The sequence below is a fragment of the Methylobacterium sp. 092160098-2 genome (genome assembly GCF_028920805.1).
GTDB classification, from domain to species: domain Bacteria; phylum Pseudomonadota; class Alphaproteobacteria; order Rhizobiales; family Beijerinckiaceae; genus Methylobacterium; species Methylobacterium fujisawaense.
Genome location: NZ_JAQPZJ010000008.1, coordinates 13,992 through 40,163, shown reverse-complemented (window position 1 = coordinate 40,163; position 26,172 = coordinate 13,992). Strand labels below are relative to the sequence as shown.

The 26,172-nt window shown below is 68.6% G+C and carries 27 protein-coding genes; 13 read left to right on the top strand and 14 right to left on the bottom strand.

The genetic code is table 11. The features are described from left to right. The first annotated feature begins 46 nt into the window (after positions 1–46). From PQI07_RS37210 to PQI07_RS37185, 6 genes are all read left to right on the top strand, one after another. Complete coding sequence (locus PQI07_RS37210) at positions 47–472, top strand: PaaI family thioesterase (RefSeq protein WP_043755695.1); 426 nt, start codon at positions 47–49, stop codon at positions 470–472. Positions 473–546: 74 nt separating this feature from the next. Then, complete coding sequence (locus PQI07_RS37205) at positions 547–1,770, top strand: SMP-30/gluconolactonase/LRE family protein (RefSeq protein ID WP_274929367.1); 1,224 nt, start codon at positions 547–549, stop codon at positions 1,768–1,770. A gap of 294 nt (positions 1,771–2,064) precedes the next feature. Continuing rightward, complete coding sequence (locus tag PQI07_RS37200; RefSeq protein ID WP_043383315.1) at positions 2,065–2,649, top strand: DUF1285 domain-containing protein; 585 nt, start codon at positions 2,065–2,067, stop codon at positions 2,647–2,649. Continuing rightward, positions 2,646–3,317 (top strand): CoA pyrophosphatase, encoded by a 672-nt coding sequence (locus PQI07_RS37195; protein ID WP_274929366.1) that lies wholly within the window; start codon positions 2,646–2,648, stop codon positions 3,315–3,317. The genes PQI07_RS37200 and PQI07_RS37195 overlap by 4 nt, the downstream gene beginning before the upstream one ends. Before the next feature lie 10 nt (positions 3,318–3,327). Then, positions 3,328–3,585, top strand: coding sequence for a DUF6111 family protein (locus PQI07_RS37190; RefSeq protein WP_043755696.1), 258 nt, complete (start codon positions 3,328–3,330; stop codon positions 3,583–3,585). Further along, positions 3,582–4,820, top strand: a complete 1,239-nt coding sequence (locus PQI07_RS37185) for a CCA tRNA nucleotidyltransferase (RefSeq protein ID WP_274929365.1) — start codon at positions 3,582–3,584, stop codon at positions 4,818–4,820. The genes PQI07_RS37190 and PQI07_RS37185 overlap by 4 nt, the downstream gene beginning before the upstream one ends. A 7-nt stretch (positions 4,821–4,827) precedes the next feature. Here the strand turns inward: PQI07_RS37185 and PQI07_RS37180 are convergent, their stop codons facing one another. The 7 genes from PQI07_RS37180 to PQI07_RS37150 all read right to left on the bottom strand — a co-directional run bounded on the left by PQI07_RS37180 (position 4,828) and on the right by PQI07_RS37150 (position 11,700). Continuing rightward, positions 4,828–5,229 carry a F0F1 ATP synthase subunit epsilon gene (locus tag PQI07_RS37180; RefSeq protein WP_043383318.1) on the bottom strand — a complete coding sequence of 134 codons (402 nt, stop codon included), beginning with the start codon at positions 5,227–5,229 and terminating at the stop codon, positions 4,828–4,830. 149 nt (positions 5,230–5,378) lie between these two features. Further along, complete coding sequence (gene atpD / locus PQI07_RS37175; protein WP_043383320.1) at positions 5,379–6,833, bottom strand: F0F1 ATP synthase subunit beta; 1,455 nt, start codon at positions 6,831–6,833, stop codon at positions 5,379–5,381. A 42-nt stretch (positions 6,834–6,875) separates the two neighbouring features. Next, on the bottom strand, positions 6,876–7,766 hold the full coding sequence (locus PQI07_RS37170) for a F0F1 ATP synthase subunit gamma (RefSeq protein WP_043351709.1): 891 nt from the start codon (positions 7,764–7,766) through the stop codon (positions 6,876–6,878). 133 nt (positions 7,767–7,899) lie between these two features. Continuing rightward, the gene (atpA, locus tag PQI07_RS37165) at positions 7,900–9,432 is read right to left on the bottom strand and encodes a F0F1 ATP synthase subunit alpha (RefSeq protein WP_043383323.1); all 1,533 of its coding nucleotides are present in this window, start codon (positions 9,430–9,432) and stop codon (positions 7,900–7,902) included. A 54-nt stretch (positions 9,433–9,486) separates the two neighbouring features. Continuing rightward, entirely contained in the window at positions 9,487–10,059 is a 573-nt protein-coding gene (locus PQI07_RS37160; protein ID WP_043755699.1) for a F0F1 ATP synthase subunit delta, read from the bottom strand. Positions 10,060–10,276: 217 nt separating this feature from the next. Next, positions 10,277–10,966, bottom strand: coding sequence for a DsbA family protein (locus tag PQI07_RS37155; protein WP_274929364.1), 690 nt, complete (start codon positions 10,964–10,966; stop codon positions 10,277–10,279). A 107-nt stretch (positions 10,967–11,073) separates the two neighbouring features. Beyond that, positions 11,074–11,700 (bottom strand): 2-hydroxychromene-2-carboxylate isomerase, encoded by a 627-nt coding sequence (locus tag PQI07_RS37150; protein WP_043383327.1) that lies wholly within the window; start codon positions 11,698–11,700, stop codon positions 11,074–11,076. Between the two features lie 201 nt (positions 11,701–11,901). Here PQI07_RS37150 and PQI07_RS37145 point away from each other — a divergent pair, with 201 nt between their 5' ends. Next, positions 11,902–13,140, top strand: coding sequence for an argininosuccinate synthase (locus tag PQI07_RS37145; protein ID WP_043356498.1), 1,239 nt, complete (start codon positions 11,902–11,904; stop codon positions 13,138–13,140). Between the two features lie 32 nt (positions 13,141–13,172). On the opposite strand, the gene PQI07_RS37140 is transcribed toward PQI07_RS37145, so the two are convergent. Further along, a complete protein-coding gene (locus PQI07_RS37140) occupies positions 13,173–13,817 on the bottom strand; it encodes a hypothetical protein (RefSeq protein WP_274929363.1) in 645 nt (214 codons plus the stop codon). A 155-nt stretch (positions 13,818–13,972) separates the two neighbouring features. On the opposite strand from PQI07_RS37140, the gene PQI07_RS37135 reads away from it, so the two are divergent. Then, the gene (locus tag PQI07_RS37135; RefSeq protein WP_075379630.1) at positions 13,973–14,206 is read left to right on the top strand and encodes a hypothetical protein; all 234 of its coding nucleotides are present in this window, start codon (positions 13,973–13,975) and stop codon (positions 14,204–14,206) included. A 597-nt stretch (positions 14,207–14,803) separates the two neighbouring features. Here the strand turns inward: PQI07_RS37135 and mtgA are convergent. Next, positions 14,804–15,448: a monofunctional biosynthetic peptidoglycan transglycosylase gene (mtgA, locus tag PQI07_RS37130; RefSeq protein ID WP_053609991.1), complete on the bottom strand. Its 645-nt coding sequence runs from the start codon at positions 15,446–15,448 to the stop codon at positions 14,804–14,806. 160 nt (positions 15,449–15,608) lie between these two features. On the opposite strand from mtgA, the gene PQI07_RS37125 reads away from it, so the two are divergent. Further along, positions 15,609–16,580: a polyprenyl synthetase family protein gene (locus PQI07_RS37125; protein ID WP_274929362.1), complete on the top strand. Its 972-nt coding sequence runs from the start codon at positions 15,609–15,611 to the stop codon at positions 16,578–16,580. A 290-nt stretch (positions 16,581–16,870) separates the two neighbouring features. On the opposite strand, the gene mmsB is transcribed toward PQI07_RS37125, so the two are convergent. The 5 genes from mmsB to PQI07_RS37100 form a co-directional block, all read right to left on the bottom strand. Further along, on the bottom strand, positions 16,871–17,998 hold the full coding sequence (gene mmsB / locus PQI07_RS37120) for a multiple monosaccharide ABC transporter permease (protein ID WP_274929374.1): 1,128 nt from the start codon (positions 17,996–17,998) through the stop codon (positions 16,871–16,873). A gap of 95 nt (positions 17,999–18,093) precedes the next feature. Beyond that, positions 18,094–19,629: a multiple monosaccharide ABC transporter ATP-binding protein gene (gene mmsA, locus PQI07_RS37115; protein ID WP_274929361.1), complete on the bottom strand. Its 1,536-nt coding sequence runs from the start codon at positions 19,627–19,629 to the stop codon at positions 18,094–18,096. Between the two features lie 101 nt (positions 19,630–19,730). Next, the gene (gene chvE, locus PQI07_RS37110) at positions 19,731–20,834 is read right to left on the bottom strand and encodes a multiple monosaccharide ABC transporter substrate-binding protein (protein WP_274929373.1); all 1,104 of its coding nucleotides are present in this window, start codon (positions 20,832–20,834) and stop codon (positions 19,731–19,733) included. Positions 20,835–21,252: 418 nt separating this feature from the next. Beyond that, positions 21,253–21,549, bottom strand: a complete 297-nt coding sequence (locus PQI07_RS37105; RefSeq protein ID WP_274929360.1) for a hypothetical protein — start codon at positions 21,547–21,549, stop codon at positions 21,253–21,255. Between the two features lie 117 nt (positions 21,550–21,666). Then, positions 21,667–22,416, bottom strand: coding sequence for an SDR family oxidoreductase (locus PQI07_RS37100; RefSeq protein WP_043356518.1), 750 nt, complete (start codon positions 22,414–22,416; stop codon positions 21,667–21,669). Positions 22,417–22,633: 217 nt separating this feature from the next. Here PQI07_RS37100 and PQI07_RS37095 point away from each other — a divergent pair, with 217 nt between their 5' ends. The 4 genes from PQI07_RS37095 (at position 22,634) to PQI07_RS37080 (ending at position 26,156) form a co-directional block, all read left to right on the top strand. Continuing rightward, positions 22,634–24,367: a patatin-like phospholipase family protein gene (locus PQI07_RS37095; RefSeq protein ID WP_274929359.1), complete on the top strand. Its 1,734-nt coding sequence runs from the start codon at positions 22,634–22,636 to the stop codon at positions 24,365–24,367. A 101-nt stretch (positions 24,368–24,468) separates the two neighbouring features. Next, positions 24,469–24,672 (top strand): hypothetical protein, encoded by a 204-nt coding sequence (locus PQI07_RS37090; RefSeq protein WP_043356522.1) that lies wholly within the window; start codon positions 24,469–24,471, stop codon positions 24,670–24,672. Positions 24,673–24,742: 70 nt separating this feature from the next. Continuing rightward, positions 24,743–25,600, top strand: coding sequence for an alpha/beta fold hydrolase (locus PQI07_RS37085; protein ID WP_043755716.1), 858 nt, complete (start codon positions 24,743–24,745; stop codon positions 25,598–25,600). Between the two features lie 262 nt (positions 25,601–25,862). Then, a complete protein-coding gene (locus PQI07_RS37080; protein ID WP_043755719.1) occupies positions 25,863–26,156 on the top strand; it encodes a hypothetical protein in 294 nt (97 codons plus the stop codon). Positions 26,157–26,172 lie beyond the last annotated feature (16 nt).

The window sequence follows — 26,172 nt, the reverse complement described above, 5'->3', positions numbered from 1 at the left end:
GGCCGCAACGCCCTTCCTCCGCATCGACGCCAACGGATCGGATGCGATGACCACGGACACGACCGCTTTCGACCCCGCAGCCGCCGGCTGGGCGCTGGTGGAGGACAAGGGCTTCATCGCCCATGTCGGTCCGCTTCATGTCCGCGGCACCGACGGCGCCTACGCGTTTCGGGCCGAGCAGAAGCACGCCAACCTGATCGGCGTGGTCCATGGCGGCATGCTCATGAGCTTCGCCGACCGCGCGCTGGGCGAGACCGCGATGCAGGCCGCGGGCGGCGCCAATTGCGTGACGATCCAGCTGGAGATGAAGTTCATCGATGTCGGCCGCCTCGGCAACTGGATCGAGATCCGGCCGCAGGTGGTCAAGCGCACCGGCTCCCTCGTGTTCATGCGTGGCGACGTCCGCGACGACACGCGCCTCCTGGCCTCGGCGGACGGCGTGTGGAAGATCCTGCGCCGCCGCCCGGATTGACCATCTCAGGACATCTGTCCTAGCTTGCCGCCGCGCGTCGCGGCGTTCCGACCGGGTGCGCAATGGAGGATCGCATGCGATCGTCGCAGACCGATACATCCGGCGTCGAGGCGAAGCGCGGTCCGGCTCGACCCTCTCGACGCGCGATCCTCGCGGGGTTGGCGGCCTTCGCCGCAACGCCCGACGGAGCGGAGGCGCAACCTGAGCCGCCCAGCACGGTGACCAATCCGCCGCGCGACTTCCGGCCCGGCGCGGCCCCCACCACCTACTTCACCGATCCGGACGTCGTCGCGGTCGACCCGGCCTTCGAACCCTACATCGTGCCGAACAGCGCCATCCGCCGGCTCTGGACCGGCGCCCTCTGGGCGGAGGGGCCGGCCTGGAACGCCGTCGGCCGCTACCTCGTCTGGAGCGATATCCCCAACAACCGGCAGATGCGCTGGCTGGAGGAAGACGGGCACGTCTCCGTCTTCCGGATGCCGAGCAACAACGCGAACGGCAACAGCTTCGATCATCAGGGGCGGCAGATCAGCTGCGAGCACGCCACCGGTCGGGTCGTGCGCTACGAACTCGACGGGGCGGCGACGATCCTGGCCGATGCGTTCGACGGCAAGCCGCTCAACTCGCCCAACGATGTGGTCCAGCATCCGGACGGCGCCTACTGGTTCACCGATCCGCCCTACGGCGCGCTGCTCTACGAGGGGCTGCCGGACGCGGCGGGCGGCCCGAGCAATCCGCAGGGCCATCTCGACCCGCGGCTCGGCCAGCCGGCCGGGACAGCGCCCCGGCGGCGGGTGCTGCCCAACGCGGTCTACCGCATCGACCCGTCGGGGCGGATCGACCGGGTGCTCACCGACGATGAGGTGCCCGATCCGAACGGCTTGTGCTTCTCGCCCGATCACCGGACGCTCTACGTCTGCTCCACGGGGAAGGGACCGGGGGATACGGGGCCCGGCGGCAAGGGCGAGATCTACGCCTTCGATGTCGGAGGCGGGGCCGCACTCTCGAACAAGCGCCTGTTCTCGGATTGCATCGTGGACGGCGTGAAATGCGGCCCCGACGGCCTCCGTGCCGATGTCGACGGCAATCTCTGGGTCTCGAGCAATGCCGGCCGGGCCGTAGGCTACAACGGCGTCACCGTCTGGTCGCCGAAGGGCAAGCTCATCGGACGGATCCGCCTGCCGGAGGTGTGCGGGAACCTCACCTTCGGCGGCCCGAAGCGCAACCGCCTGTTCATGGCGGCCAGCCAGTCGCTCTATGCGCTGACGGTGAACACGCAGGGTGCAGGGCCGGCCTAAGGATTCGGGTGCGCCCCGCAGCGCTCCGCGGCGGCAGGCGACCCACCTCTCACGCCCTCTCGCTGGGGTGCCCGCGGCAGTGGGCCTCGAACGATTAGCCCGCGTGTGATCCCAGAAGCCCTCCGTCGAGGCATCCCCGCCGGGGCCTCAGGACGAGGGCGCGGATCGGTGAGCCGGCCTTCGCGCATGCGTGCGTCGGGCCGGACAACGCGGCCCTGCGATCGGGACCGGATCCGGCGGGATCCTTCGGCCGGCCATGGCTGACGGCGCACCGGCACGCTATCTGTCACGGGTATGAGCGTGGATCCCGCCCCCGACCCGACCTTGAGCCGCCTCAGCGCGGCCCTCGGGGACCTTCCCAAGCGCGGCCTGCCGCCCGTGGAACGCTGGGATCCGCCCTATTGCGGCGCCATCGACATCCGCATCGCCGCCGATGGAACGTGGCACCACAACGGTTCGCCGATCCGGCGGGACAAGCTGGTCAAGCTGTTCGCCAGCATCCTGCGGCGCGAGCCGGATGGCCGGACTGTCCTGGTCACGCCGGTGGAAAGCGTCGGGATCACCGTCGAGGATGCGGCCTTCGTGGCCGTCGAGATGGCCGTCGACGGCACGGGAGCGGACCGGCGCCTCTCCTTCCGTACCAATGTCGACGATCTGGTGAGCGTCGACGCGGAGCACGCCCTGCGCTTCGAGGAGGGGCCGGACGGGGCCCTGAAGCCCTACCTCCATGTCCGCCGCGGGCTGTGGGCGCTCGTGACCCGGGCGCTCACCTACGACCTTGTGGATCTCGCCGAGGAACGCCTCGTCGACGGGAGGCCCTGGCTCGGCCTGTGGGCCGGCGGCACCTTCCACACCATCGCGCCGGTCGCCGCCGCGTGAGCGACCCGCTCGCCGAGTTTCTCGCCCGCGCTGCGGCCGGCCTGTCGCCGGATCCGCCGGGACCGGACGATCCGACCTCCAATCCCCGCGGCGACCACAGCCTCGATCCGGATGGCACGGCCGTGATGCCGCCGCCGCCCCATCGCCGGGCCGCGGTCCTCGTCCCGGTCGTGCGCCGCGCGGACGGTCCGAGCCTCATCCTCACCATGCGGGCGGCCAACCTGCGCGACCATTCCGGACAGGTCGCGCTGCCGGGGGGCAAGATCGATCCCACCGATCCCGGCCCCGCGGATGCGGCCCTGCGGGAGGCCTTCGAGGAGATCGGGCTGCTGCCCGCGGCCGTGCGGCTGCTCGGCTATCTCGACCCGTACCTCTCGGGCACCGGATTCCTGGTGACCCCGGTGATCGGCTTGGTCGATTCCGGGGTAACCCTGACGCCGAACCCTGCCGAAGTGGCCGACGTCTTCGAGGTGCCATTCCCGATTCTCATGGATCCGGAACGCTATCGCCTGCGCTCCCGCGCCTGGCAGGGCCGCGAGCGCTGGTTCTATGCCTTGACCTACGGCGAGCGGCTGATCTGGGGTGTCACCGCCGGGATCCTGAACAATCTCCGGGAACGGCTCTATCCGGAAACGGAGTCGGGCGACGTCGGTCGCCCGGCGCGATAGGCTGCCAGGCATGCTGCGCCGCGTCCTCGAAGAGTTTGGCCTCTTCCTCGTCCCCTTCGCCCTCTTCCTGGTCTACCTGCTGCTGTCCGGCCGCAACCCTCTGCGCCGGGTGCACTGGGACCCGCACCTGTTCCGCCTCGTCCTCGCCGGGCTGGCGGTGGTGATCGGCACGCTCGTCTACGAGGGGTTGTTCTCCGAGCGTCGCCCGGCGGGCTACGTACCCACCCACATGGAGAACGGCCGCCTCGTGCCCGGTGGATTCCGGTGAACCGCGCGCTCGACCAAGCCGGTCTCATGGCCCTGCTCGACCGTCCGGGCGTGCGCCGCGTGCTCGCGGCCCTGGATGCCCCCGGTGCCGAGACCCGCCTGGTCGGCGGCTGCGTGCGCGACGCGCTGCTCGGCGTGCAGACCGCCGACATTGATATGGCGACCACCCTGCTGCCCGAGGCGGTGATGCATGCGGCGCAGCGGACGCGCGGCCTCAAGGCGGTGCCGACCGGGATCGAGCACGGGACGATCACCCTGGTGACCGAAGACGGGCCCATCGAGGTCACGACCCTGCGCGAGGACGTCGAGACCGACGGACGGTACGCCGTCGTCCGCTTCGGCACGGACTTCCTCCGCGATGCCGAGCGCCGGGACTTCACGATCAACGCGCTCTCGCTCGGTGCGGACGGAACGCCGCACGATCCGGTGGGCGGGCTGCCCGATCTCGAAGCCGGGCGGGTGCGCTTCATCGGCGATCCGGCGACCCGCATTCGCGAGGACGCCCTGCGGATCCTGCGCTTCTTCCGGTTCCAGGCGCGTTTCGGCGCCGGGGCGCCCGATGCGGCGGCGCTCGCCGCCTGTGTGGCCGCGCGGGACAGTCTGGACCGGCTCTCCCGCGAGCGCGTGCGCGCGGAGTTCCTGAAGCTGCTGGCGGCCTCCGGCGGTCCGGCCATGGTGGCCACGCTGAGTGCGACCGGCCTGCTGCAGCGGATCACCGGCGGCGTCGGTGAACTCGGGCGGCTGGAGCGCGCCGCCGCTGCGGGATTGTCTCCGGTGATGCGCCTCGCGGCCCTCTCGGTCGGGGCTCGGCACGACGCGGATCGGCTGCGCGAGCGGCTGCGTCTCTCGAAGAGCGAGCACGGACAGCTCATCGGCTACGCGGAAGCGCTGGCCGATCTCCACGGACGTGCGGTGCTGGATGGGGTCGCGGCGCGGGCGCTTGCGGCCGGGCACGGCCTGTCGCGGCTGGCAGACGTGCTGGCGATCCTGGCGGGAGAGCCGAGGCCTGCCGTAACAGAGACGGCGATCAGCGCCTTTGAAACCCTCAAGGGGGAGGGGGCGTCGCCGGCCTTTCCCCTGGCGGGGGCGGATCTGGTCGCGGCCGGCGTGGCGCCGGGTCCCGGGATCGGGCGTGGGCTGGCCACGGCGCGGAAAGTCTGGCTGGAGTTGGGCTGCCCGACGGATGCCGAGGCGCGGGCCGACCTCCTGGCGCGGGCGCTGGAGGGCGCCCGCTGAACGAGGCTCAGAGCTTCAGGAGCGCCTTGGTCTCCTGGAGCTGGACGATCTGGCCGTTCAGCTCCTCGCGCTTCTGCAGGTCCTCGGTGGCGTCACGCTGCATCTCGATGGCCTCGATGTCGCGGTCGAGGGATTCGTGCGTCAGCTCCTCGATCGGCGCAGCACGCTCGGCGAGCACGGTCACGGCCGTCGGGCCGATATCGGCGAAGCCGCCGCGAACGTAGATCCGCTTGCCGCTGCCCTGGCTCTCGGTGACCACGATGACGCCGACCCGCAGGGAGGTCAGCACGGGCGCGTGGCCCGGCAGCACCGTCATCTCGCCCTCGACGCCGGGCAACTGCACGGCGCTCACCTCGCCGGAATACAGCGTCCGCTCGGGGCCGACGAAATCGAAGTGGAAGGTGGCCATCTCAGGACGATCCCGGATCCGCAACAAGCTCTCCTCCCCGTGCGGGGAGGAGTTGGAGGTGGGGGTGGTTCAGGATGGAGCGCAGCGGCTTCGCCTGCACCATCCCCACCCCCGATCCCTCCCCGCGAGGGGGAGGGGAGGGCGTCGTCTTACGCGGCCTTCATCTTCTTGGCCTTCTCCTGGGCCTCCTCGATGGTGCCGACCATGTAGAAGGCCGCCTCCGGGAGGTCGTCGTAGTCGCCGTTCACCAAGCCCTTGAAGCCCTTGATGGTGTCCTCGAGGGCGACCTGCTTGCCCGGCGAGCCGGTGAACACCTCGGCCACCGAGAAGGGCTGCGAGAAGAAGCGCTCGATCTTGCGGGCGCGGGCCACGGTCAGCTTGTCCTCCTCGGACAGCTCGTCCATGCCCAGGATCGCGATGATGTCCTGGAGGGCCTTGTAGCGCTGCAGGGTCTGCTGCACCCGGCGGGCGACGTCATAGTGTTCCTCGCCGAGGATGGTCGGCGACAGCATGCGCGAGGTCGAGTCCAGCGGGTCCACCGCCGGATAGATGCCCTTCTCAGCGATCGAGCGCGACAGCACGGTCGTGGCGTCGAGGTGGGCGAACGAGGCGGCGGGCGCCGGGTCGGTCAGATCGTCGGCCGGCACGTAGATGGCCTGCACCGAGGTGATCGAGCCCTTGGTCGTGGTGGTGATGCGCTCCTGCAGGGCGCCCATGTCGGTGGCCAGCGTCGGCTGGTAGCCCACCGCCGACGGGATGCGGCCGAGAAGCGCCGACACCTCGGAGCCCGCCTGCGTGAAGCGGAAGATGTTGTCGACGAAGAACAGCACGTCCTGGCCGTCGTCGCGGAACTGCTCGGCGATGGTCAGGCCGGTCAGGGCGACGCGCGACCGGGCGCCGGGCGACTCGTTCATCTGGCCATAGACCAGGGCGCACTTGGAGCCCTCGGCGGAGCCATGCTCCTTCGGGTCCACGTTCACCTTGGACTCGATCATCTCGTGATAGAGATCGTTGCCCTCGCGGGTGCGCTCACCCACGCCGGCGAACACCGAGTAGCCCGAGTGCACTTTGGCGATGTTGTTGATCAGCTCCATGATCAGCACGGTCTTGCCGACGCCGGCGCCGCCGAACAGGCCGATCTTGCCGCCCTTCGCGTAGGGGGCGAGCAGGTCCACCACCTTGATGCCGGTGACGAGGATCTGCGCCTCGGTCGACTGCTCGGCATAGGAGGGGGCCGGCTGGTGGATGGCGCGGTAGGTGTCGGCCTGGACCGGACCGGCCTCGTCGATCGGCTCGCCGATGACGTTCATGATGCGGCCGAGCGTGTTCATGCCCACCGGAACCTTGATCGGCTCGCCGGTGTCCGTGCATTCCTGACCGCGGGTCAGGCCCTCGGACGTGTCCATGGCGATGCAGCGGACAGTGTGCTCGCCGAGCTGCTGGGCGACCTCGAGGACGAGGCGGGCGCCGTTGTTCTTGGTCTCGAGGGCGTTCAGGATCTCGGGCAGGTGGCCCTCGAACTGCACGTCGACCACGGGGCCGATAACCTGGGTGATCTTGCCGACCTTGTTGGAGCCGGCGCCGGGGAGTGCGGTGTTCGCCATCGTTAACCTACCCTTCAAGCTGTGCGTTCAGGTGGCGGAGCCTCAGAGGGCTTCCGCACCCGAGATGATCTCGATGAGTTCCTTGGTGATCATGGCCTGACGCGTCCGGTTGTAGATCAGCGTCTGCTTCTTGATCATCTCGCCCGCGTTGCGGGTGGCCGAATCCATGGCGCTCATGCGCGCGCCCTGCTCGGAGGCGGCGTTCTCCAGGAGCGCCCGGTAGATCTGCACCGTCAGGTTCTTCGGCAACAGCGTCTCGAGGATCGCCTCCTCGGAGGGCTCGAACTCCAGCGCGGCGTTGCCGGCCGCAGCCTTCGCGGTCGTGTCGACCGCGGGCAGCTCCGCGGGGATCAGGCGCTGCGCGGTCGGGATCTGCGAGATGACCGAGCGGAACTCGGAGTAGAACAGGGTCGCGACGTCGAACTCGCCGTTCTCGAAGCGGGTCAGGATCTTGTCGGCGATCCCGGCCGCGAACTCGTAATCCACCGGGCGATTGCCACGGATGTCCATGCTCTCGACGATCTGGTCGCGGTACTGCCGCCGCAGCGCGTCGAGGCCCTTCTTGCCGACCGTCATGATCTTGACGGTCTTGCCCTCGGCGGCGAGCTTCTGCGCGTATTCGCGCACCGCGAGGCGGACGATCGACGAGTTGAAGGCGCCGGCGAGGCCGCGGTCGCCCGTGCACACGACGAGCAGGTGCGTCTGCTCGGAGCCGGTCCCGGACAGGAGCCGCGGGGCGCCGACGCCGCCGACGAGGTTACCCGCGAGATTGCCGAGCACGGCCGACATCTTCTCGGCATAGGGACGGCCCGCCTCGGCGGCCATCTGCGCACGGCGCAGCTTGGCGGCGGCGACCATCTGCATGGCCTTGGTGATCTTCTGCGTCGCCTTCACCGAGGTGATGCGGTTGCGCAGGTCCTTCAAACTCGCCATCGGGTGAGGTCCAGGTCCGTTCTATGGGCCTCTCCTTCCCTCGGCGGGAAGGAGCCGGAAGTTCGGGCGGTGCAGCGCGGATCACAATCCCCTGCACCACCCAAGATCCCTCCCCGCGGGGAGGGGCCTCACATCAGCCGATCGACTTGGCGACGCTCTCGACGACGCTTTTCAGCTTGCCGGCGTTCTCGTCCGACAGGTCCTTGGAGGCGGCGATGGAGTCGAGCAGGTCCTTGTGCTTCGAGCGGAGCGTGCTGAGCAGCGCGTCCTCGAACGGGCGGACCTTGCTGACCGGCATCTTGTCCAGATAGCCGTTCACGCCGGCGTAGATCACCGCGACCTGCTCTTCCATCTTCAGCGGCGAGAACTGCGGCTGCTTCAGGAGCTCGGTGAGCCGCGAGCCGCGGTTCAGGAGCGCCTGGGTGGAGGCGTCGAGATCGGAGCCGAACTGCGCGAAGGCGGCCATCTCGCGGTACTGCGCGAGCTCGCCCTTGATCTTGCCGGCGACCTTCTTCATCGCCTTGGTCTGGGCCGAGGAGCCCACCCGCGACACCGAGAGGCCCACGTTCACCGCCGGGCGGATGCCCTGGTAGAACAGGTCGGTCTCGAGGAAGATCTGGCCGTCGGTGATCGAGATCACGTTGGTCGGGATGTAGGCCGACACGTCGTTGGCCTGGGTCTCGATGACCGGCAGCGCGGTCAGCGAGCCGTTGCCGGCGGCGTCGCCCATCTTGGCGGCGCGCTCCAGCAGGCGGCTGTGGAGGTAGAACACGTCGCCCGGATAGGCCTCGCGGCCCGGCGGGCGGCGGAGCAGCAGCGACATCTGGCGGTAGGCCACGGCCTGCTTGGAGAGATCGTCATACACGATCACGGCGTGCATGCCGTTGTCGCGGAAGTACTCGCCCATGGCGCAGCCGGCGAACGGCGCGATGAACTGCATCGGGGCCGCATCGGACGCCGTGGCTGCGATGACGATGGAGTATTCCAGGGCACCCTGGTCCTCCAGCACCTTCACGAACTGGGCCACCGTCGAGCGCTTCTGGCCGATGGCGACGTAGATGCAGAAGAGCTTGGCCTTCTCGTCGCCGCCGGCGGCATGGCCGGGCTTCTGGTTCAGGATCGTGTCCAGGGCGATGGCGGTCTTGCCGGTCTGGCGGTCGCCGATGATCAGCTCGCGCTGGCCGCGGCCCACCGGGATCAGGGCGTCAATCGCCTTCAGGCCCGTGGCCATCGGCTCGTGCACCGACTTGCGCGGGATGATGCCCGGAGCCTTCACGTCGACGCGGCGACGCTCGGTGGAGACGATCGGGCCCTTGCCGTCGATCGGGTTACCGAGGGCGTCGACCACGCGGCCGAGCAGGCCCTTGCCCACCGGCACGTCCACGATGGCGCCAGTCCGCTTGACGGTCTGGCCTTCCTTGATCTCGCGGTCGGAGCCGAAGATCACGATGCCGACGTTGTCCTGCTCGAGGTTCAGGGCCATGCCGCGCACGCCCGACTCGAACTCGACCATCTCGCCGGCCTGGACGTTGTCGAGACCGTAGGCGCGGGCGATGCCGTCGCCGACGGACAGGACCTGCCCGACCTCGGAGACCTCGGCTTCCTCGCCGAAGTTCTTGATCTGCTCTTTCAGGATCGCGGAGATCTCGGCGGCGCGGATGTCCATACTCGGGCCTCTGTCGCTGATGCGTCTATGCGTGTTCGGATCGGATGGGGGCGCTTAGCGCGCGGCCCGCATCGCGAGGCGGATACCGTTGAGCTTGGTCTTGAGGGAGGCGTCGACCATGCGCGAGCCCATCTTCACGACGAGGCCGCCGATCAGGCTGGGATCGACCACGAGATCGACGTCGACCTCGGCCTTCGCGATGTCGCGCAGCGACGCCTTGATCTCCTCGATCACCGCGTCGGAGGGCTTCTCGGCCACCCGCACCTGAGCGCGGACGATCCCCTTCGAATCCTGAACCAGGCTCCGGAAGGCGCTGATCATGTCCGGGAGGGCGAAGAGCCGCCGGTTCGCGGCCGCGAGGCGGATGAAGTTGCCGGCGAGACCGCCGATTTCCGCCTTGTCGAGCACGGCGCCGATGGCGGCTGCCTGCTCCTCGGCGCTGAAGACCGGGCTGCGGATGAGGCGGCGGAGATCCGCGCTCTCCTTCAGCAGCGTGTCGAATTGGTTGAGGGATTGGGCGACCGCGTCGACCTGGCGCTCGTCGCGCGCGAGCTCGAACAGGGCGGAAGCGTACCGGCCCGCCACGCCTGCGACCAGGGGACCAGCCTCGGAACCGTTCTGCGCCACCCGTCGCTCTCTTCTCTGGTTGCCCGCCCGCTCCGCGCGCTCCGGCAGGAGCGCGGTGCGTGACCGTTCGGGACGTGGGATCGTGCCGGCAACGGACAGGGTCAAGACCTGTCCTCGCGGCGCGGCGACCGCCTAGCATGCCAGCATGGCCGCACGCAACACGGCAGGCGCACCGCGCAGCGCGTGACGACGGCGGAAGTGTGACGCCGGAGCTGCCTCAGCAGGCGAGCCGGTCGCAGCGCCGGACGCTCGCGATCATCTGCGCCATGGCGCGCGCGCCCGGATGGCCGAGGATGCCGTTGTTGCCGAGCACGTAGGAAGGCGTCGCGTAGAGGCCGAGATCCGCCGCCATGCGCATCTGGCTCTTGAGCGCCGCGCGCACCTCCTCGCTGTCGGCGATCGCCTCGACCTCCGCTTGCGGGATCCCCAGCGCGGCCGCGGCGGCGAGCGCCCCGGGCCCGTCGATGCGGCCGGGCTTGCCGAGCAGCGTCTGATAGAAGCGCCAGGCGGCGTCCGAGCCGAGCTTGCGCTGCACGGCCAGCATCACTTTGGCTGCCTGAGCCGATTGCGGCGACAGGATCGGGTTGTGGACAAGCCCGATGCGCAGGTCCGCGTCGTCGGCATGCAGAGCGACCACGTCGGCGGCGGCCTTCCGGCAATACGGGCAGTTGAAGTCGAAGAATTCGTAGAGCGTGGTCGCGGCGTCCCGCGGTCCCACGTAGGTGACCCCGCGCAAGGCCGGAATCTGCCCGGTGATCTCGCCCGGCAGGATCGAGTTCGCCACCGCCTTGCCGTCATCGCCCGTGACCGCGACGCGCTGGCCATAGGATTGCGCAGCCGCCCGCCCGAAACCCGAACCCAGCAGGATGCCGGCGGCGGCGAGGATCAGGCGACGGGAAACAGGCATGGGACACGTCCAGAGCATCGGGGTCCCGCTCCGGTCGCGCCGAAGCGGAGCCGGACCAGAACCAGGGAGGCGAGTCGGTTTGATGGCGTATCGGCGTGACGGTGGCGCTACCGCAGCCCCTTCGGCCGGTCGCCGGTCGCCCAGGCCAGCGCCTGCTCCAGGCGGTCATTGCCCCAGAACAACTCGCCATCATCGGCCAGGAACGTGGGCGCCCCGTAGATCCCACGGGACCGCGCCTCCTCGACGCTGACCCGCAGCTTCGTCTTGTTGGCCTCCGCGGCGGCGGCGCGCACGGTCTGGGTCCCGTCGAGCCCGAGCGAATCGACGATCTGGGCCACGGCCGCGGGCTCCGCGATCGAGCGGCCCTCGGCGAAACTCGCGGTGAACACCGCCTTCGAGAACGGCACGAGCCAGTCCTGGTCCTGGCCCAGGATCGCCACCCGCACGGCACTGAGGCTGTTCTGCGGAAACTGCGCGGGGCGCGTCACCGGCGGCAGGCCGAGCCGTGCAGCTTCGCGCTCGACGTCCCGCCACATGTTCTTGCCCTTGGCCGGGTAGAGATTGAAGGGCGAGGTCGTCCAGCCCTGCGCCGCGAAGAGCGGCCCGACCAGGAACGGGCGCCACCGGATCGCCACGCCCGCCTCGGACGCCGCCGCCTCGACGCGCATCGCGGCGAGGTAGGAGTAGGTGGAGGCGAATTCGTACCAGAACTCCAAAATTGGCTGGCGCGCCATAGACTTCGCTTCTCCGATGCACTCTTGCGGCGATGACGACTGGCAACGCCCGCGCCATTTCTCGCACGGCCGCAAGGCCACCGTGAGGCGAAACGCAGCCGATCTCTCGCCATCAGAGCTACGCGCGAGACGGCGCGCCGGTTGCAGGCCGGTGACACCCGCGATAAGCCGCTGACGCCCCGCCTCAGTTCCGGAAGTCGCATGTCCGTTCCCGCGAAGAGCCCCGTGAAGAAGGTCGTGCTGGCCTATTCCGGCGGCCTCGACACATCGATCATCCTGAAGTGGCTGCAGACCACCTACGGCTGCGAGGTCGTGACCTTCACGGCCGATCTCGGCCAGGGGGAGGAGCTGGAGCCGGCCCGCCGCAAGGCCGAGCTGCTGGGCATCAAGCCCGAGAACATCTTCATCGAGGATCTGCGCGAGGAGTTCGTCCGCGATTACGTCTTCCCGATGTTCCGGGCGAACGCCGTCTACGAGGGCGTCTACCTGCTCGGCACTTCGATCGCCCGGCCGCTGATCGCCAAGAAGCAGATCGAGATCGCCGAGAGGGTCGGGGCCGACGCGGTCTGCCACGGAGCGACCGGGAAGGGGAACGATCAGGTCCGCTTCGAACTCGGCTATTACGCCCTGAAGCCGGATGTGACGGTGATCGCGCCCTGGCGCGAGTGGGACCTGCGCTCCCGTGAGCAGCTCATCGCTTTCGCCGAGCAGCACCAGATCCCGATTGCCAAGGACAAGCGCGGCGAGAGCCCCTTCTCGGTGGACGCGAACCTCCTGCACGCCTCATCCGAAGGCAAGGTGCTGGAGGATCCGGCGATCGAGGTGCCGGACTACGTCTACTCGCGCACTCTCTCCCCCGAGGAGGCCCCCGACCAGCCGACCGTCGTCACGATCGGCTTCGAGCGCGGCGACGCGGTCTCGATCGACGGGGAGGCGCTGTCGCCCGCGAACCTGCTGGCGAAGCTCAACGAACTCGGCCGCGCCAACGGCATCGGCCGGCTCGACCTCGTCGAGAACCGCTTCGTCGGCATGAAGAGCCGCGGCATGTACGAGACACCGGGCGGTACGATCCTGCTGCCGGCGCACCGCGCCATCGAATCGATCACCCTCGATCGCGGCGCCGCGCACCTGAAGGACCAGCTCATGCCGCAATACGCGGAGCTGATCTACAACGGCTTCTGGTTCTCGCCGGAGCGCGAGATGCTCCAGGCGCTGATCGACAAGAGCCAGGAGAAGGTCACCGGTACGGTGCGGCTGAAGCTCTACAAGGGCGGCGTCCACGTGATCGGCCGCGAGAGCCCGCACTCGCTCTACGACCAGGATCTGGTGACCTTCGAGGAAGGCGCCGTCGCCTACGACCACCGCGACGCGGCGGGCTTCATCAAGCTCAACGCGCTCCGGCTGCGCACCCTGGCACAGCGCAAGAAGCGCGAGGGCTGAGGCTCGCCGGGGCCCGCCGACGCCGCAGCGCGTCAGGCGGGCTGCCAGCCCGCAGCCGACCGCCGGAAGGCGCCGGGCCCGAGATCGGCGTAGCGCAGGAAGATCTGCAGGGCCGGCTGCAGCTCGCGATGGAGGCGCATCAGCCGCGCCTCCGAATCGTCGTCGTCGTTCGCGGCCGCCCCGGCCACCGCGGCGAGATGGCGTGTCATGGCGGCGGTGTAGGAGGCGTCTTCGCCGTAGGGCCGCTGCGGGTCGACGTGCGGAACACCCTGCGCCGCGTTCCAGCCGACGTTGAGCCGTGGGATCAAGGCAAGGTGCTCCGGAGTCACCGCGAAGGTGATGACGTCCGGCGTCTCGCCGGTCGCCGCATCCCGGAAAACGTCGCCGACCGCGCCCGGATCGAGCTTCGCCAAGCCATTGTGGTACTGGTATCGACCCGGCTTCAGCTGCGCGTTCTGAACGAAGACGGCGAGGCCGTCCTCGAGCGACCGGTGCTCCTCCTCGGCGCCCTCGTCGTCCCCGGTGACGTTGGCGATGTCGCCGTCGCGATCCAGGCTGCCATAGGGCGCCGCCGGGTGAACGGTCGGCGCCCCGGGCTCGGCGCCATCCCAGGCAACGACCATCCGGCGGATCAGGGCGATGCGCTCCAGGCTCAGGTCGTAGACGGCATCGCTCATCGTGTGTGGGTCCGCGTCCTCAGGGGGTGACGCTCCTCTTACAGACCGGATTCGGCCGTTGCTACCGCTGCCGACCCCGATGCTCTTTGAGTGAGCAGGCCCGGCCGAGGGATGTACCAAGCGGCTCTCCCAACTCTGCGAAGGCGGCTCCGCGTATGATCCGCTCAACGGTCCTCACCAGCGATCGCAGCCACGCCGTTCGCCTCGTGAAAGCGGGCACAGTTCCGGCCGACGTCCATCCAGCCGATATCGTGGAGATCGGGCGTTCGCGGGCGATTGTGCCGGAGGGGCACCAGTGGAAAGATCTGTTTCGGTATGAGCCGCGCGCCGGCGACGAATCGATTACAGAACGCGAGAACCTGCCCACGGATTGGCATAAGATTTTCTGATTTTTGGGATATTTACGATACAAATATTTGCATTAAAGCCGCAATGTCATATTGCTCGCCGCATAATATCAACTCAATATAATGGCGTAGCAATTCCTTATCTTGAGCTTACGCCGGGGAAGTACCCGTACGACGCGGGAAATTCTCACGCCAAGCTGAGCGTCGGACGGCGATCACGCATTTCGTTGCGCGGCGCGAGGCAGCGCCCTTCGCCGACAAGGCAACGGCCGATTGTGGATACGTTCGCGCCGAGCTGCAGCGGGGCGGCACGCCCCGCAACGCGTACTTTACACAAAGTGACGCGCCCGGCGCGAACCCTTCAGACTTCAGACGGGCACGCAGCGCGCCCGGATTGAAAGCGGGGTCGGCTATGGTTCGATCCGCCGCCGCTGAAGACCGGATTGCGGCCTCGCGCCGATTGCGGACGGCGCGGCTGTCCGGGCGCACGGCACGGACGATGCCGCAACGCTCGGTCCGGGGCTCTGGACTCAGCCGGATCCGCACGACTGAAGCTCACCCGCTGTTGGCCAGGCATCCGTCCCGTCAGCGGCGGCCCCGGGACAGCCGACGATCGCGCCCCTGACCGGGACCGGGCCGCTATCGCCGCACGCAGCCGGTGAGCCCATCGATCTGAACCATCAGGGCCTGGATCCGCGCTGCGCGGCGGCGCACGCCCGGAGAGGGGCGACCGGCGCTGCGGGTGATCGGATTGGGCAGGACGGCGGCGAGGAGGGCGGCCTCGTTCCGGGTCAGCCGGCTCGCGTCCTTGCCGAACCAGTGCCGGCTCGCCGCCTGCGCCCCGTAGATACCGTCACCCCACTCGGCGACGTTGAGGTAGATCTCCATCATCCGGCGCTTGCCCCAGAGCGTGTCGAGCGCCAGCGCCAGCGGGATCTCGACCGCCTTGCGGATGTAGGACCGGCCCGGCCACAGGAAGACGTTCTTGACCGTCTGCATGGCGATGGTCGAGGCGCCGCGGCTCGGCGAATCCTCATCGTCGACCACGTCGCGGATCGCCCCGAAATCGACGCCGTGATCGAGGCAGAAGCGCTGATCCTCGGAGGCGATCACCGCCAGCGGCAGGACGGGCGCGATGCCCGAGAGCGGGACCGGATCGCGGCTCACCGGTTGAAGCGTCAACCACCGTCCGAGCATCAGGGTCGACGGCGGCATCACCGCGCTATAGACGAGCGCCAACGTCAGCGTGAGGACGAATCCGATCGCGGGGAGCAGGAGCAGCATCCCGACGATCCGGCGGACCGGGCGGGAGCGCCGCGGGCGCGCGAGCGGAAGGTCACGACCTGCCGTCTCTTGCCTGCGTCCCGCCCCATCCACCGTGAGTTCGTTCCCGCTCAACTGACGCTCGATTGGTTTCTAAGGCCAGGACCGGACGTAGCGCCCGATGACCCCGACCCCCTCAACGCAGGCACCGACCGGTTCGGTCAAGGCAGGCACGCCAGCCGTCGATTTTACCCACAGGTTGACGGAGGTCGCCGGGAAGGTCGAGACCTTCCTGGTCGAGCGCCTCGGACCGGACGTCGGCCCCGGCGAGATCGCACGGCCGTCCCGCCTGATGGAGGCCATGCGCCACGCGGTGCTCGGCGGCGGCAAGCGGCTGCGGCCGTTCCTCGCCATCGAGACGGCGCGGATGCTGGGCGGATCCGAAGCTGCGGCCCTCGCCGCCGGGGCGGGGGTCGAGCTGATCCATTGCTACAGTCTCGTCCACGACGATCTGCCGGCCATGGACGATGACAACATGCGCCGCGGTAAACCGACGGTGCACAAGGCCTATGACGAAGCCACCGCCATCCTGGTCGGCGACGCCCTGCAGACTTTGGCCTTCGAGATCGTGGCCGATCCGACCTGGCAGCCGGAGGCGCGGATCCGCGCCGACCTCGTCCTCGGCCTTGCCCGTGCCTCGGGCCTGGGCGGCATGGTCGGCGGCCAGCTTCTCGACCTCACCGCCGAGGGCCGGTTCGGCGTTGCCAACATGGACGTGGACGACACCCTGCGGATGCAGGCGATGAAGACCGGGGCGATCCTGGCCTTCTCGGTCGAAGCCGGCGCAATCGTCGGCGGCGCCGACAAGAGCCAGCGGGCCGCCCTGCTGCGCTACGGCCTCGCCCTGGGCCAGGCCTTCCAGATCGCCGACGACATCCTCGACCGGGAGGCCTCGCCGGAGGCCATGGGCAAGGCCACCGGCAAGGACAAGGATGCCGGCAAGGCGACGCTGGTCGATCGTCTCGGCATCGACGGCGCGCGCGCCGAATGCGACCGCCTCGTCGGCGTCTGCGAGGACGCGGTCTCGTCCTGGGGCGAGGGCGCGCGCATCCTGCGGGACGCCGCCCGCTTCACGGTGGCGCGCAAGACCTGAGCGTTTCGGCAGTACCGTCCCCTGTCGGTTCGATCCGGGGGGCCGAGGAAGGCCGGACGGGTGAAGCCCCCGGCTCAGGCGCGGCGGCTTCGTGGGTCCGGTGCGCCGCCGCGAGAGCCGCAGGGCGGCGCTGGCCTGCGGGACATGGGCGCCCGCGGGGCTGCGGGCCTTGCGCCGGCAGCGCATCGGCACCGTTCCATTCGGATCCGGGGGAAGCGGACCCGCGCGGGCCGATCGCCGCTTGCGCGGACGTGGTCCGGTCTCGGTCTGTCGCGGCGCGGACCGGCTGTTCAGAGCCGGTTGTTCTTGTTGTGGACATCCAGGCACACGGCGGCGAGCAGTACGACGCCCTTGATCACCTGCTGCCAGTCGACGCCGATTCCCAGGATCGACATGCCGTTGTTCATGATGCCGATGATGAACGCGCCGATCACCACGCCCGACACCTTGCCGATGCCGCCGGCCGCGGAGGCGCCGCCGATGAAGCAAGCCGCGATCACGTCGAGCTCCAAGCCGACGCCGGCCTTCGAGTTCGCGGTGTTGAGCCGGGCGACGAAGATCATGCCGGCGAGGCCGGCGAGCGCACCCATATTGGCAAAGGTCAGGAAGGTGAGGCGCTCGGTCTTGATGCCGGAGAGGCGGGCCGCCTTGATATTGCCGCCCAGCGCATAGATCCGGCGCCCGATCGTCGTCCGCGTGGTGACGAAGCCGTAGAGCATCACCAGCGCCAGCAGGACGAGCAGGACGTTGGGCAGGCCCCGATAGGCACTCATCTGCCACGCGAAGGCAAGGATGAGGACGGCGGTGACACCGTTGCGGCCGATGAAGCTCGCCAAGCTCTGCGCCGCCTCTCCGGTCCTCACCTGCGCCTGCCGCCGCCGCCAGTTCAAACCGACCAGCGAGGCGACGAAGACAAGCGCGATCAGGAGGGACGTCGCAGGTCCGGCGAAGTTGGAGAGGAAGCCCTTGGCCAGCAGCTGGAACACTTCCGGAAAGGGGCCGATGGAGGTGCCCTGCAGCAGCACCTGGGTCAGGCCTCGAAACACCATCATTCCGGACAGGGTGACGATGAAGCTCGGTATGGCGAGATAGGCCACGAAGTAGCCCTGCAATCCGCCGATGACCGCGCCGACCGCGAGGCACAGCACGGAGGCGGAGAGCGGGTCGAAACCGAAGCGGACCATCAGCAGCGCCGCGAGTGCGCCGACGAAGCCGACCACGGATCCGATCGACAGATCGATGTGGCCGGCCACGATGACGAGCAGCATCCCGAGCGCCATCACGACGACGTAGCTGTTCTGCAGGATGAGGTTCGTCAGGTTCAGCGGCTGGAACAGGACGCCGCCGGTGGCGACTTCGAAGAACACCGTGATCACCGCCAGCGCGAAGAGCAGCCCGTAGGTCCGCAATTGCGTCATCGGCAGCCGGCCGCGTCGGCCCCGCGGCTCGCTTGCGGCCGTGTCGCCGCCAACGTCGCCGCCGGGAAGCATGGACTTGCTCATCGTGATGTCGGTCATCCGTTCAGGCCCTTGGAGCGCATGATCGCGCGCATGATCGCTTCCTGGCTGGCCTCGGCGCGCGAGAACTCGGCAACGAAGCGTCCCTCGTTCATGACGTAGATGCGGTCGCAGAGGCCGAGCAGCTCCGGCATCTCCGAAGAGATCATCAGGACACCGCGCCCGTCGTCGGCCAGTCCGTTGATGATGCTGTAGATTTCGTACTTGGCTCCGACATCGATGCCCCGGGTCGGCTCGTCGAGGATCAGCACCTCGGGCTGGGTGAACAGCCACTTGCTCAGCACGACCTTCTGCTGGTTGCCGCCGGACAGATTGACGGTCTGCTGCGTCACCCCGAAGGAGCGGATGCGCATCTTGGTGCGATAGCCGCCGGCGACCCGCTGCTCGGCCTCCTCGTCGATCACCGTCGCGGTGGAGATTTTCGGAAGGTTCGCCAAGGTGGTGTTCCGGGCGATGTCCTCGCCCAGCACGAGCCCGAGCTGCTTGCGGTCCTCGGTCACATAGGCGATGCCCGCAGCGATCGCCCGGTCGATCGTCGAGACGTCGACTTCGGCACCGTCGATCCGGACGTTGCCGCGGACGCCCTGACCGTAGGAGCGGCCGAAGAGGCTCATGGCGAGTTCCGTTCGGCCCGCGCCCATCAGGCCGGCGATCCCGACGATCTCGCCCCTGCGCAGGGTCAGGCTGACGTCGCGCACCACCGCGCGATCGCCGTGAAGCGGGTGGTGAACGGTCCAGCCGCAGACCTCCATCAGAAGGTCGCCGATCCGCGGCGTCCGCACCGGATAGCGGTTCTCTAGCGTGCGACCGACCATGGCCCGGATGATGCGGTCCTCGTCGACCGCGCCGCTGCGGCAGTCGAGGGTCTCGACGGTGGTGCCGTCGCGCAGGACGGTAATCCGGTCGGCTACCTTCGCGATCTCGTTGAGCTTGTGGGAGATCAGGATCGAGGCGATGCCCTGCGCCTTGAAGCGCAGCAGAAGCTGCAGCAGGGCTTCGCTGTCCGTCTCGCTGAGGCTCGCGGTCGGCTCATCGAGGATCAGCAGCTTGACCTCCTTGGAGAGCGCCTTGGCGATCTCCACGAGTTGCTGCTTGCCGACACCGAGATGGGTGACGAGGGTGTCGGGGCTCTCATCGAGGCCCACCATCGCCATCAGCTCACGCGCCCGGGCGGAAACCCGGCCCCGGTCGATGATCCCGAAGCGGGCCGGCTCGTTGCCGAGGAAGATGTTCTCGGCGATCGACAGATAGGGGACCAGGGCCAGTTCCTGGTGGATGATGACGATTCCGAGGCGCTCGCTGTCGGAGATGTTCCGGAACTGGCCGGGCCGGCCCTCATAGGTGATGCAGCCCGCGTAGGATCCGTGGGGATAGACGCCGCTCAGAACCTTCATCAGCGTCGATTTCCCGGCACCGTTCTCGCCAACGAGGGCGAGGATCTCGGCGGGCTCGACGGTGAGGTTGACGTCGTCGAGGGCCTTCACGCCGGGGAAGGTCTTGGAGATCCCCCGCATTTCGAGGACGGGCTGCATGCGACGCCTACCAGCTCGGACTGCACCTTCGGCCCCCGCGCCGGCTCGTGCGGCGCGAGGATGGGAATCGCCGGAGCCGGCGGGCTCCGGCCAGGCTTCGATCACTTGAGCTGGTCGAGGCTGTAGTAGCCCGTATCGACGAGGGCCGATTTCCAGTTGGCCTTGGTGACGATCACCGGCGTCAGCAGGTAGGACGGGACGATCTTCTTGCCGTTGTTGTAGGTCTTCACGTCGTTGACCTCGGGCTGCTGGCCAGCCTCGATGGCGTCGATCATCGCCACCGTCACTTTCGCCAGATCCCGGGTGTCCTTGAAGATCGTGGCCGTCTGCTCGCCCGCGATGATCGACTTGACCGATTGCAGCTCGGCATCCTGGCCGCTGACCACCGGCAACGTCACACCGCCGGACCCGTAGCCCACGCTCTTGACCGAGGAGAGGATGGCCGTGGAGATGCCGTCATAGGGCGACAGCACGGCATCGAGATGCGCGGTGCCGTAATAGGCCGAGAGCAGGTTATCCATCCGGGCCTGGGCAGTCGCCGGATCCCACCGCAGGATCGAGACCTTGTCCATGCCGAACTGGCCCGAGCGGACCACGAGCTTCTTCGAATCCAGGTAGGGTTTCAGCACCGACAGGGCGCCGTCGTAGAAAAAGTATGCGTTATTGTCGTCGGGCGAACCGCCGAACAGCTCGATGTTGAAGGGCCCCTTGCCCTCCTTCAGTCCGAGGGCGTCGACAATCGACGTGGCCTGCTGGACGCCTACCTTATAGTTGTCGAAAGTCGCATAGTAATCAACGTTCGGCGTTCCCTTGATCAGCCGGTCATAGGCGATGACCGTGACGCCCCGTTCATGCGCCTTGGCCAGGACATCACTCAGGGTCGTGCCGTCGATGGAGGCGACCACCAAGATCTTTGCCCCCTTGGTGAGCATGTTCTCGATCTGGGCGAGCTGCGTCGGGATGTCGTCGTCCGCGTATTGCAGGTCGGGTTTGTAGCCTTTGGCCTTCAGCAATCGGACGATGTTGTTGCCGTCGTCGATCCAGCGTTGGGAGGATTTCGTCGGCATGGCGACACCGATGGGATCGCTGCCCGCGGCCTGTGCCGATGTCACGGCGAGCGCCCCCAGAAGCGCAGCACTCAGGATTGACGGTCCGGAGCGCGATTTCTTCTTGGCTATCCCGGAAATCCACTGCTTGACGATCATGATTTTCCCCCTCCTTATCGTTATATTTATGCGATCAAATTGACGATCTCGCTTTGCCGAGATCGCGAAATACGAACTCAACGAACCGTTTTATTGGTACAAACGCCGATGCAACCGGCCGTCCACTGCGACACAGCCGACATGTGGCGCGAGAAACGACTGCACATATCTATTCGCCGGACCCATTGAGAATTTTTAACTGGACATCGGGCTCTTCAAAAGGTCGCCTCCCGGAACCTCCGACGTCAGCGCGCGTGACGCGCGATCTCCTCTCCTATGGAATTGGCTGCACCCAACCCGTTTTTCGCGACCAATTTGTATGAGTTATGAATTGTGCCGTCAATCGGCCCGCCTGGCTTTGCGCGTCAAAAATACGTGGCTGTGCCGGGCGCGAGAGCCTTGCGCGGCAGGTCGAGTATCAGGGCGCTGACGGCCGCCTCTCGGCCACGATCGGGCGACCATCGGACACGACGAGGTCGCCGGTCGGGGTCACCGCTTCGCTGTCGCCGTGCTGGGCGGCATCCCGACCGGACAGGGCGAAGATTGCGACGACGTGATCGGCCCGGCCGGCTCGCCGGATCGATTCAGGGGTCGCCTTCATGCGCAACGCGCTGTGCGTGCTTCGCGCGATCAGCGACGTTCCGGCGGCCGCGATCGCGATCCGCCCCTGGAACGCGGCTCGACCATGGGGCCGCGGAGCGACCGGCGCGACCATGTCGGGTCGGATCTGGGCACAGCGCTGCAAACGCACCGCAGGAGGCGTACCTGGACAGCACCGGCATGACCGGGGCCGCCCATCGACGGCGGCCGACCGTTGCGAATCCGGGGCGGCTCAGCCGCGCCCGACGAACGGCATCTTGGTGGCCATGATCGTCATGAACTGCACGTTCGCCTCCAGCGGCAGGCTCGCCATTGAGAGCACCGCCTGACCCACATGGTCGGGATCCATCACCGCCTCGGCACGCAGGGAGCCGTCCGCCTGCGGGACACCGGCCTTCATCTTTCCGCCCATGGGCGTGTCGGCATTGCCGATGTCGATCTGTCCGCAGGCGATGTCATAGGCGCGCCCATCCAGGGATGTCGCCTTGGTCAGCCCCGTCACGGCGTGCTTGGTCGCCGTGTAGGCGATGGAATTCGGCCGGGGCGCGTGCGCCGAGATCGAGCCGTTGTTGATGATCCGGCCGCCCCGGGGATTCTGATCGCGCATGATCCGAAAGGCATGCTGCGTGCACAGGAACAGGGCGGTGAGGTTGGTATCGACCACCTGCCGCCAAGTCTCGAGCGGCAGATCCTCCAGCGGAACCGCCGGGGCGCCGATGCCGGCATTGTTGAACAGCAGGTCGAGGCGGCCGAATTCCGCCCGCGTGCGGGCGAACAGGGCGGCGATCGAGTCGGGATCGGTCACGTCGGTGGGCACCGCGAGAGCCCCGTCGCCGATCTGCGCCGCGACGTCGTCCAGGGGCTCCCGACGCCGCCCCGAAAGCACGACGCGCCATCCGGCGCCGGCGAGGGCCAGGGCGGCAGCCTTGCCGACCCCCGTCCCAGCCCCGGTCACGATCGCGATTCGCTCAGCCGTCGACATGCGTTCCTCCCGGTTCCGGCGTTGCTCCGCCTGTAGCGGATGGCCGGCGCGGCGCGAAGAGATCAGCGTTTCAGATGCGCGCCGCGGTCACGGTGCGGAGCGACGGGACGCCTGCTCTATGGTGGCGCGTCGCGCGCCGGACGGGGAGGGGGGACGGAACGATGGGGCTCAATGTGTCGCCAGGGCTGCGCCAGACGATCGCCGCGGCGGTGGCAGGGTGAGCGCCCCCGAGATCCCGTTCCTGGCCGGGCTCGACGCGGCGGCGGTCGCGGCCGTTCGGGCCCGCATGGTGCCGGTTGCGGTTCCGGGTGGCCGGATCCTGTTCGAGCAGGGCGAGACCGGAAACGCCCTCTACACGCTCGTCTCCGGCGTGGTCGGCGTCTCCACCCGCGACCACGCCGGGCGGCCGACCCGGATCGCGCGCCTGCGCCCGCCCGAAACCTTCGGCGAGATGGCCCTGCTGTCGGACGCTCCGCGGGCGGCCACCGTGGTGGCCCTGCGCGATTCGCATCTCCTGCGGCTCACCCGGGATGCCTTCGAGGCGGTCATCGCCGAGCATCCGCATACGCTCCTCTACTTCGCCCGGATGCTCGCCGACCGCCTGCGGGCGATCTACGACGGCCATTCGGTCCACCATGCGCCGCGAATCTTCACGATCCTGGCCGTGACGGAGGGGCCCGATCCTGCTCATGTTGCGCGGCAACTCGCCGGCGCCTTCGACGCCCTGCTGCCCGGCGCAACCGGCTGTCTCACCGACTGGCCGGAGGGGGCTGACGAGGCCTGGTTCCAGGCCTTCGAGGGCGGCCATGCGCGCACGATCTTCTCAGCGCACGACATCGACTGCCCCTGGTGCCGGCAGAGCCAGCGGCGCGGCGACCACGTCCTGCTCCTGGCCGAGCCCGGCGCGCCGCCGCGGCCCAGCGCGGCAGCCTATCTCGACCGGGTCCGCTCCGATTGGATCCGGATGGATCTCGTCGTCCGCCAGGATCCGGCGGCCCGGCGCCCGAAGCCCCTGCATCCGGAGGTCGCCGCCCTGCCTGCGGCGATGCGAATCCAGCTCCGAGACGGCAATCGGGGCGATCTGCATCGCCTCGCCCGGCTCGCCAGCGGCGCCGCACGGGGCCTCGTCCTCGGCGGGGGCGGAGCGCGCGGGCTGGCCCATCTCGGGGTGCTGAAGGCCCTCGACGAGGTCGCCTGCACGCCGGATTTCGTCGGCGGGACCAGCATGGGCGCGATCATCGCGGCGAGCCTCGCCATGGGCTGGAACGTCGCGGAGATCCAGGCGCAGATCGAGGCGTTCTTCGCCACCAGCAATCCGATCAACGACTACACGCTGCCGCTGCACGCCCTGACCCGCGGCGCCAAGGTCGATACCGGTCTCGCGGCGCGTTACGGGGGGGTGTGTATCGAGGATCTCTGGCTGCCGTTCTTCTGCGTCTCGTCGAACCTGACCACCGGCAGCACCATGGTGCATCGCTCGGGCGACCTGCCGAAAGCCCTGCGGGCCAGCATCGCGATTCCCGGCCTCCTGCCGCCGGTGCTCTGCGACGAGGGCGTCCTGGTCGATGGCGGCATGATGAACAACCTGCCGGCGGATGTCGCCGCCGGGCTGGAGCGCGGACCGGTTCTGGCCGTCGATGTCGGGACCGACCGGGCGTTCCAGGACATGCCGCAGCGCGGCTGGAGCGGCCGGCTCGTACGCAAGCTGATCGGCTCGCCGCTGGCGATGCCGGGTCTGGCACCGCTGCTGCTGCGCGCCGCCACCGTGTCGAGCGACGCCCAGAGCCTGATGGCGGCGGCGCACGCGACCGCCGTGCTCAAGCCCCAGCTCTCCGGCATCGATCTGCGCGCCTGGTCGCGCTTCCGCGAATCGGCGGAACTCGGCTACCGGGAAACCCGCGCCGGCCTTGCGACCGGGAGGCTCGCGCGCTGGCTGGACCCGGTGCGCTGAGATGTCCGCGTGCGGCGGCGCACGCGCGGGTCCCTCGGCCCTGTAACTCCGGGCATTCGGTGACGATGTCTCCTGCAGGATGTCCTTTGGAGATCAGAGCCATGCCCCACACTGCGACGCCTCCGACCGACACCGTGACCGGTTCCGAGCGGGACCGGACCGCTCCGGACGATCGCTCCGCACCGCACGCCCTCCTGCACGGGGCCGCCTTCGTCCTCCTGTGCCTCTGGACCCGGACTGCGCCGGAGCGCCTGCGCGACCAGCTCTCGCCTGAGGCGGAAACCTGCGGCGCGCTCGGCTTCTGAGCGGATCGGATCTGGACGCGGAGGCGTTTCCCGCCGCCGGCAAGGCGGGCAGGACGGAGCGCACGAGAACATGACCGTCGCGGGTGTGAGGTTGCGCCGTGTCGAGTTGCCGGAGGTGGGCCTGAACGTGGCCGAGGCGGGTCCCGAGACAGGACCGCCGACCATCCTGCTGCACGGTTTTCCCGAATTCTGGTTCGGCTGGCGCCATCAGATCGGGCCTCTCGCCGAGGCGGGTCTGCGGGTGATCGCGCCGGACCAGCGCGGCTACGGCCTCAGCGACAAGCCCGCGGGGATCGCCGCCTATCACCTGGATCGTCTGGCAGGCGACGTTCTGGCCCTGGCTGACGCCTATGGCGCTCCCACGGTCCGCCTGGTCGGCCATGATTGGGGCGGCCTCGTCGCGTGGTGGGTGGCGAGCCGCCATCCCGAGCGGATCGACCGGCTGGCGATCCTCAACGCGCCGCATCCCGCCGTGGTCGGCACCTACATGCGGCACCATCCGGGCCAGTGGCTGCGCAGCACCTATGTCGGCCTGTTCCAGATCCCGCACCTGCCCGAACGGCTGCTCACGGCCGATCGCTGCCGGGCCCTGCGCCGCGCGCTGACGACCACAAGCCGCCCCGGCGCCTTCGCGCAGGCCGACCTCGACCGCTACGTCGAGGCGTGGCTGCAGCCGGACGCGATGACCGGCATGCTGAACTGGTACCGGGCCCTGGTGCGACTTCCCCGGGCGCGGCCGCCCCGGGTCCGCGTCCCGGCGTTGATCCTCTGGGGGCGACGGGACACCGCGCTGCAATCCGGCTTGGCGGAAGCCAGTCTCGCTCTCTGCGACGCGGGGCGCATCCAATGGTACGCGCAGGCCAGCCACTGGCTGGCGCATGAGGAACCCGCTTCGGTCAGCGCCGAACTCCGCACCTTCCTGTGCTGAACCCCTGTGCTGAACCCGTGTTCTGAACCACCGAGCGAACACGGCTTCTCGCCCGCCGCCCGGGCTGAGGTGAGAGCCGAAATCAATGCACGGACGGGTATCGCCGATCCCGGCACCGTCCCGCCCGGAGACGCGACGGCTGCCGCATCGGTCCGCACGCCAACCAAAGAATGGGTATTATTTTTAACGCCCTGATCCGGAACATTACGATCACTTGTTTCTTAGCTGGTGGCTCATAGAAGCTGATCGGAGCTACTCCACGATGTCTGTTCGTTCTTTTCTAACCGCGGGTGTGGTCTTCGGTGGCCTTCTGGCCGGAACCGTCGCGTCGCAGGCCGCGCCGGCGATGGCGCAGCCCGGTCTGGCGGGATCTGATATGGTCGAGACCGTTGCGATGCATCGGCATTACCGCATGCACCGCCATCACTCGGCCCGGCACCACCGCCGGATGCGGCGCATGAACACGATGCGCCACGGCGACCCGAACGCCCGCAATCCGTCGCGCCCCGGCTACCAGCAGCAGCTCGGCAACACCACGGGCGGCCCGCGCCACTGAGTTCCTAACGGCGCTC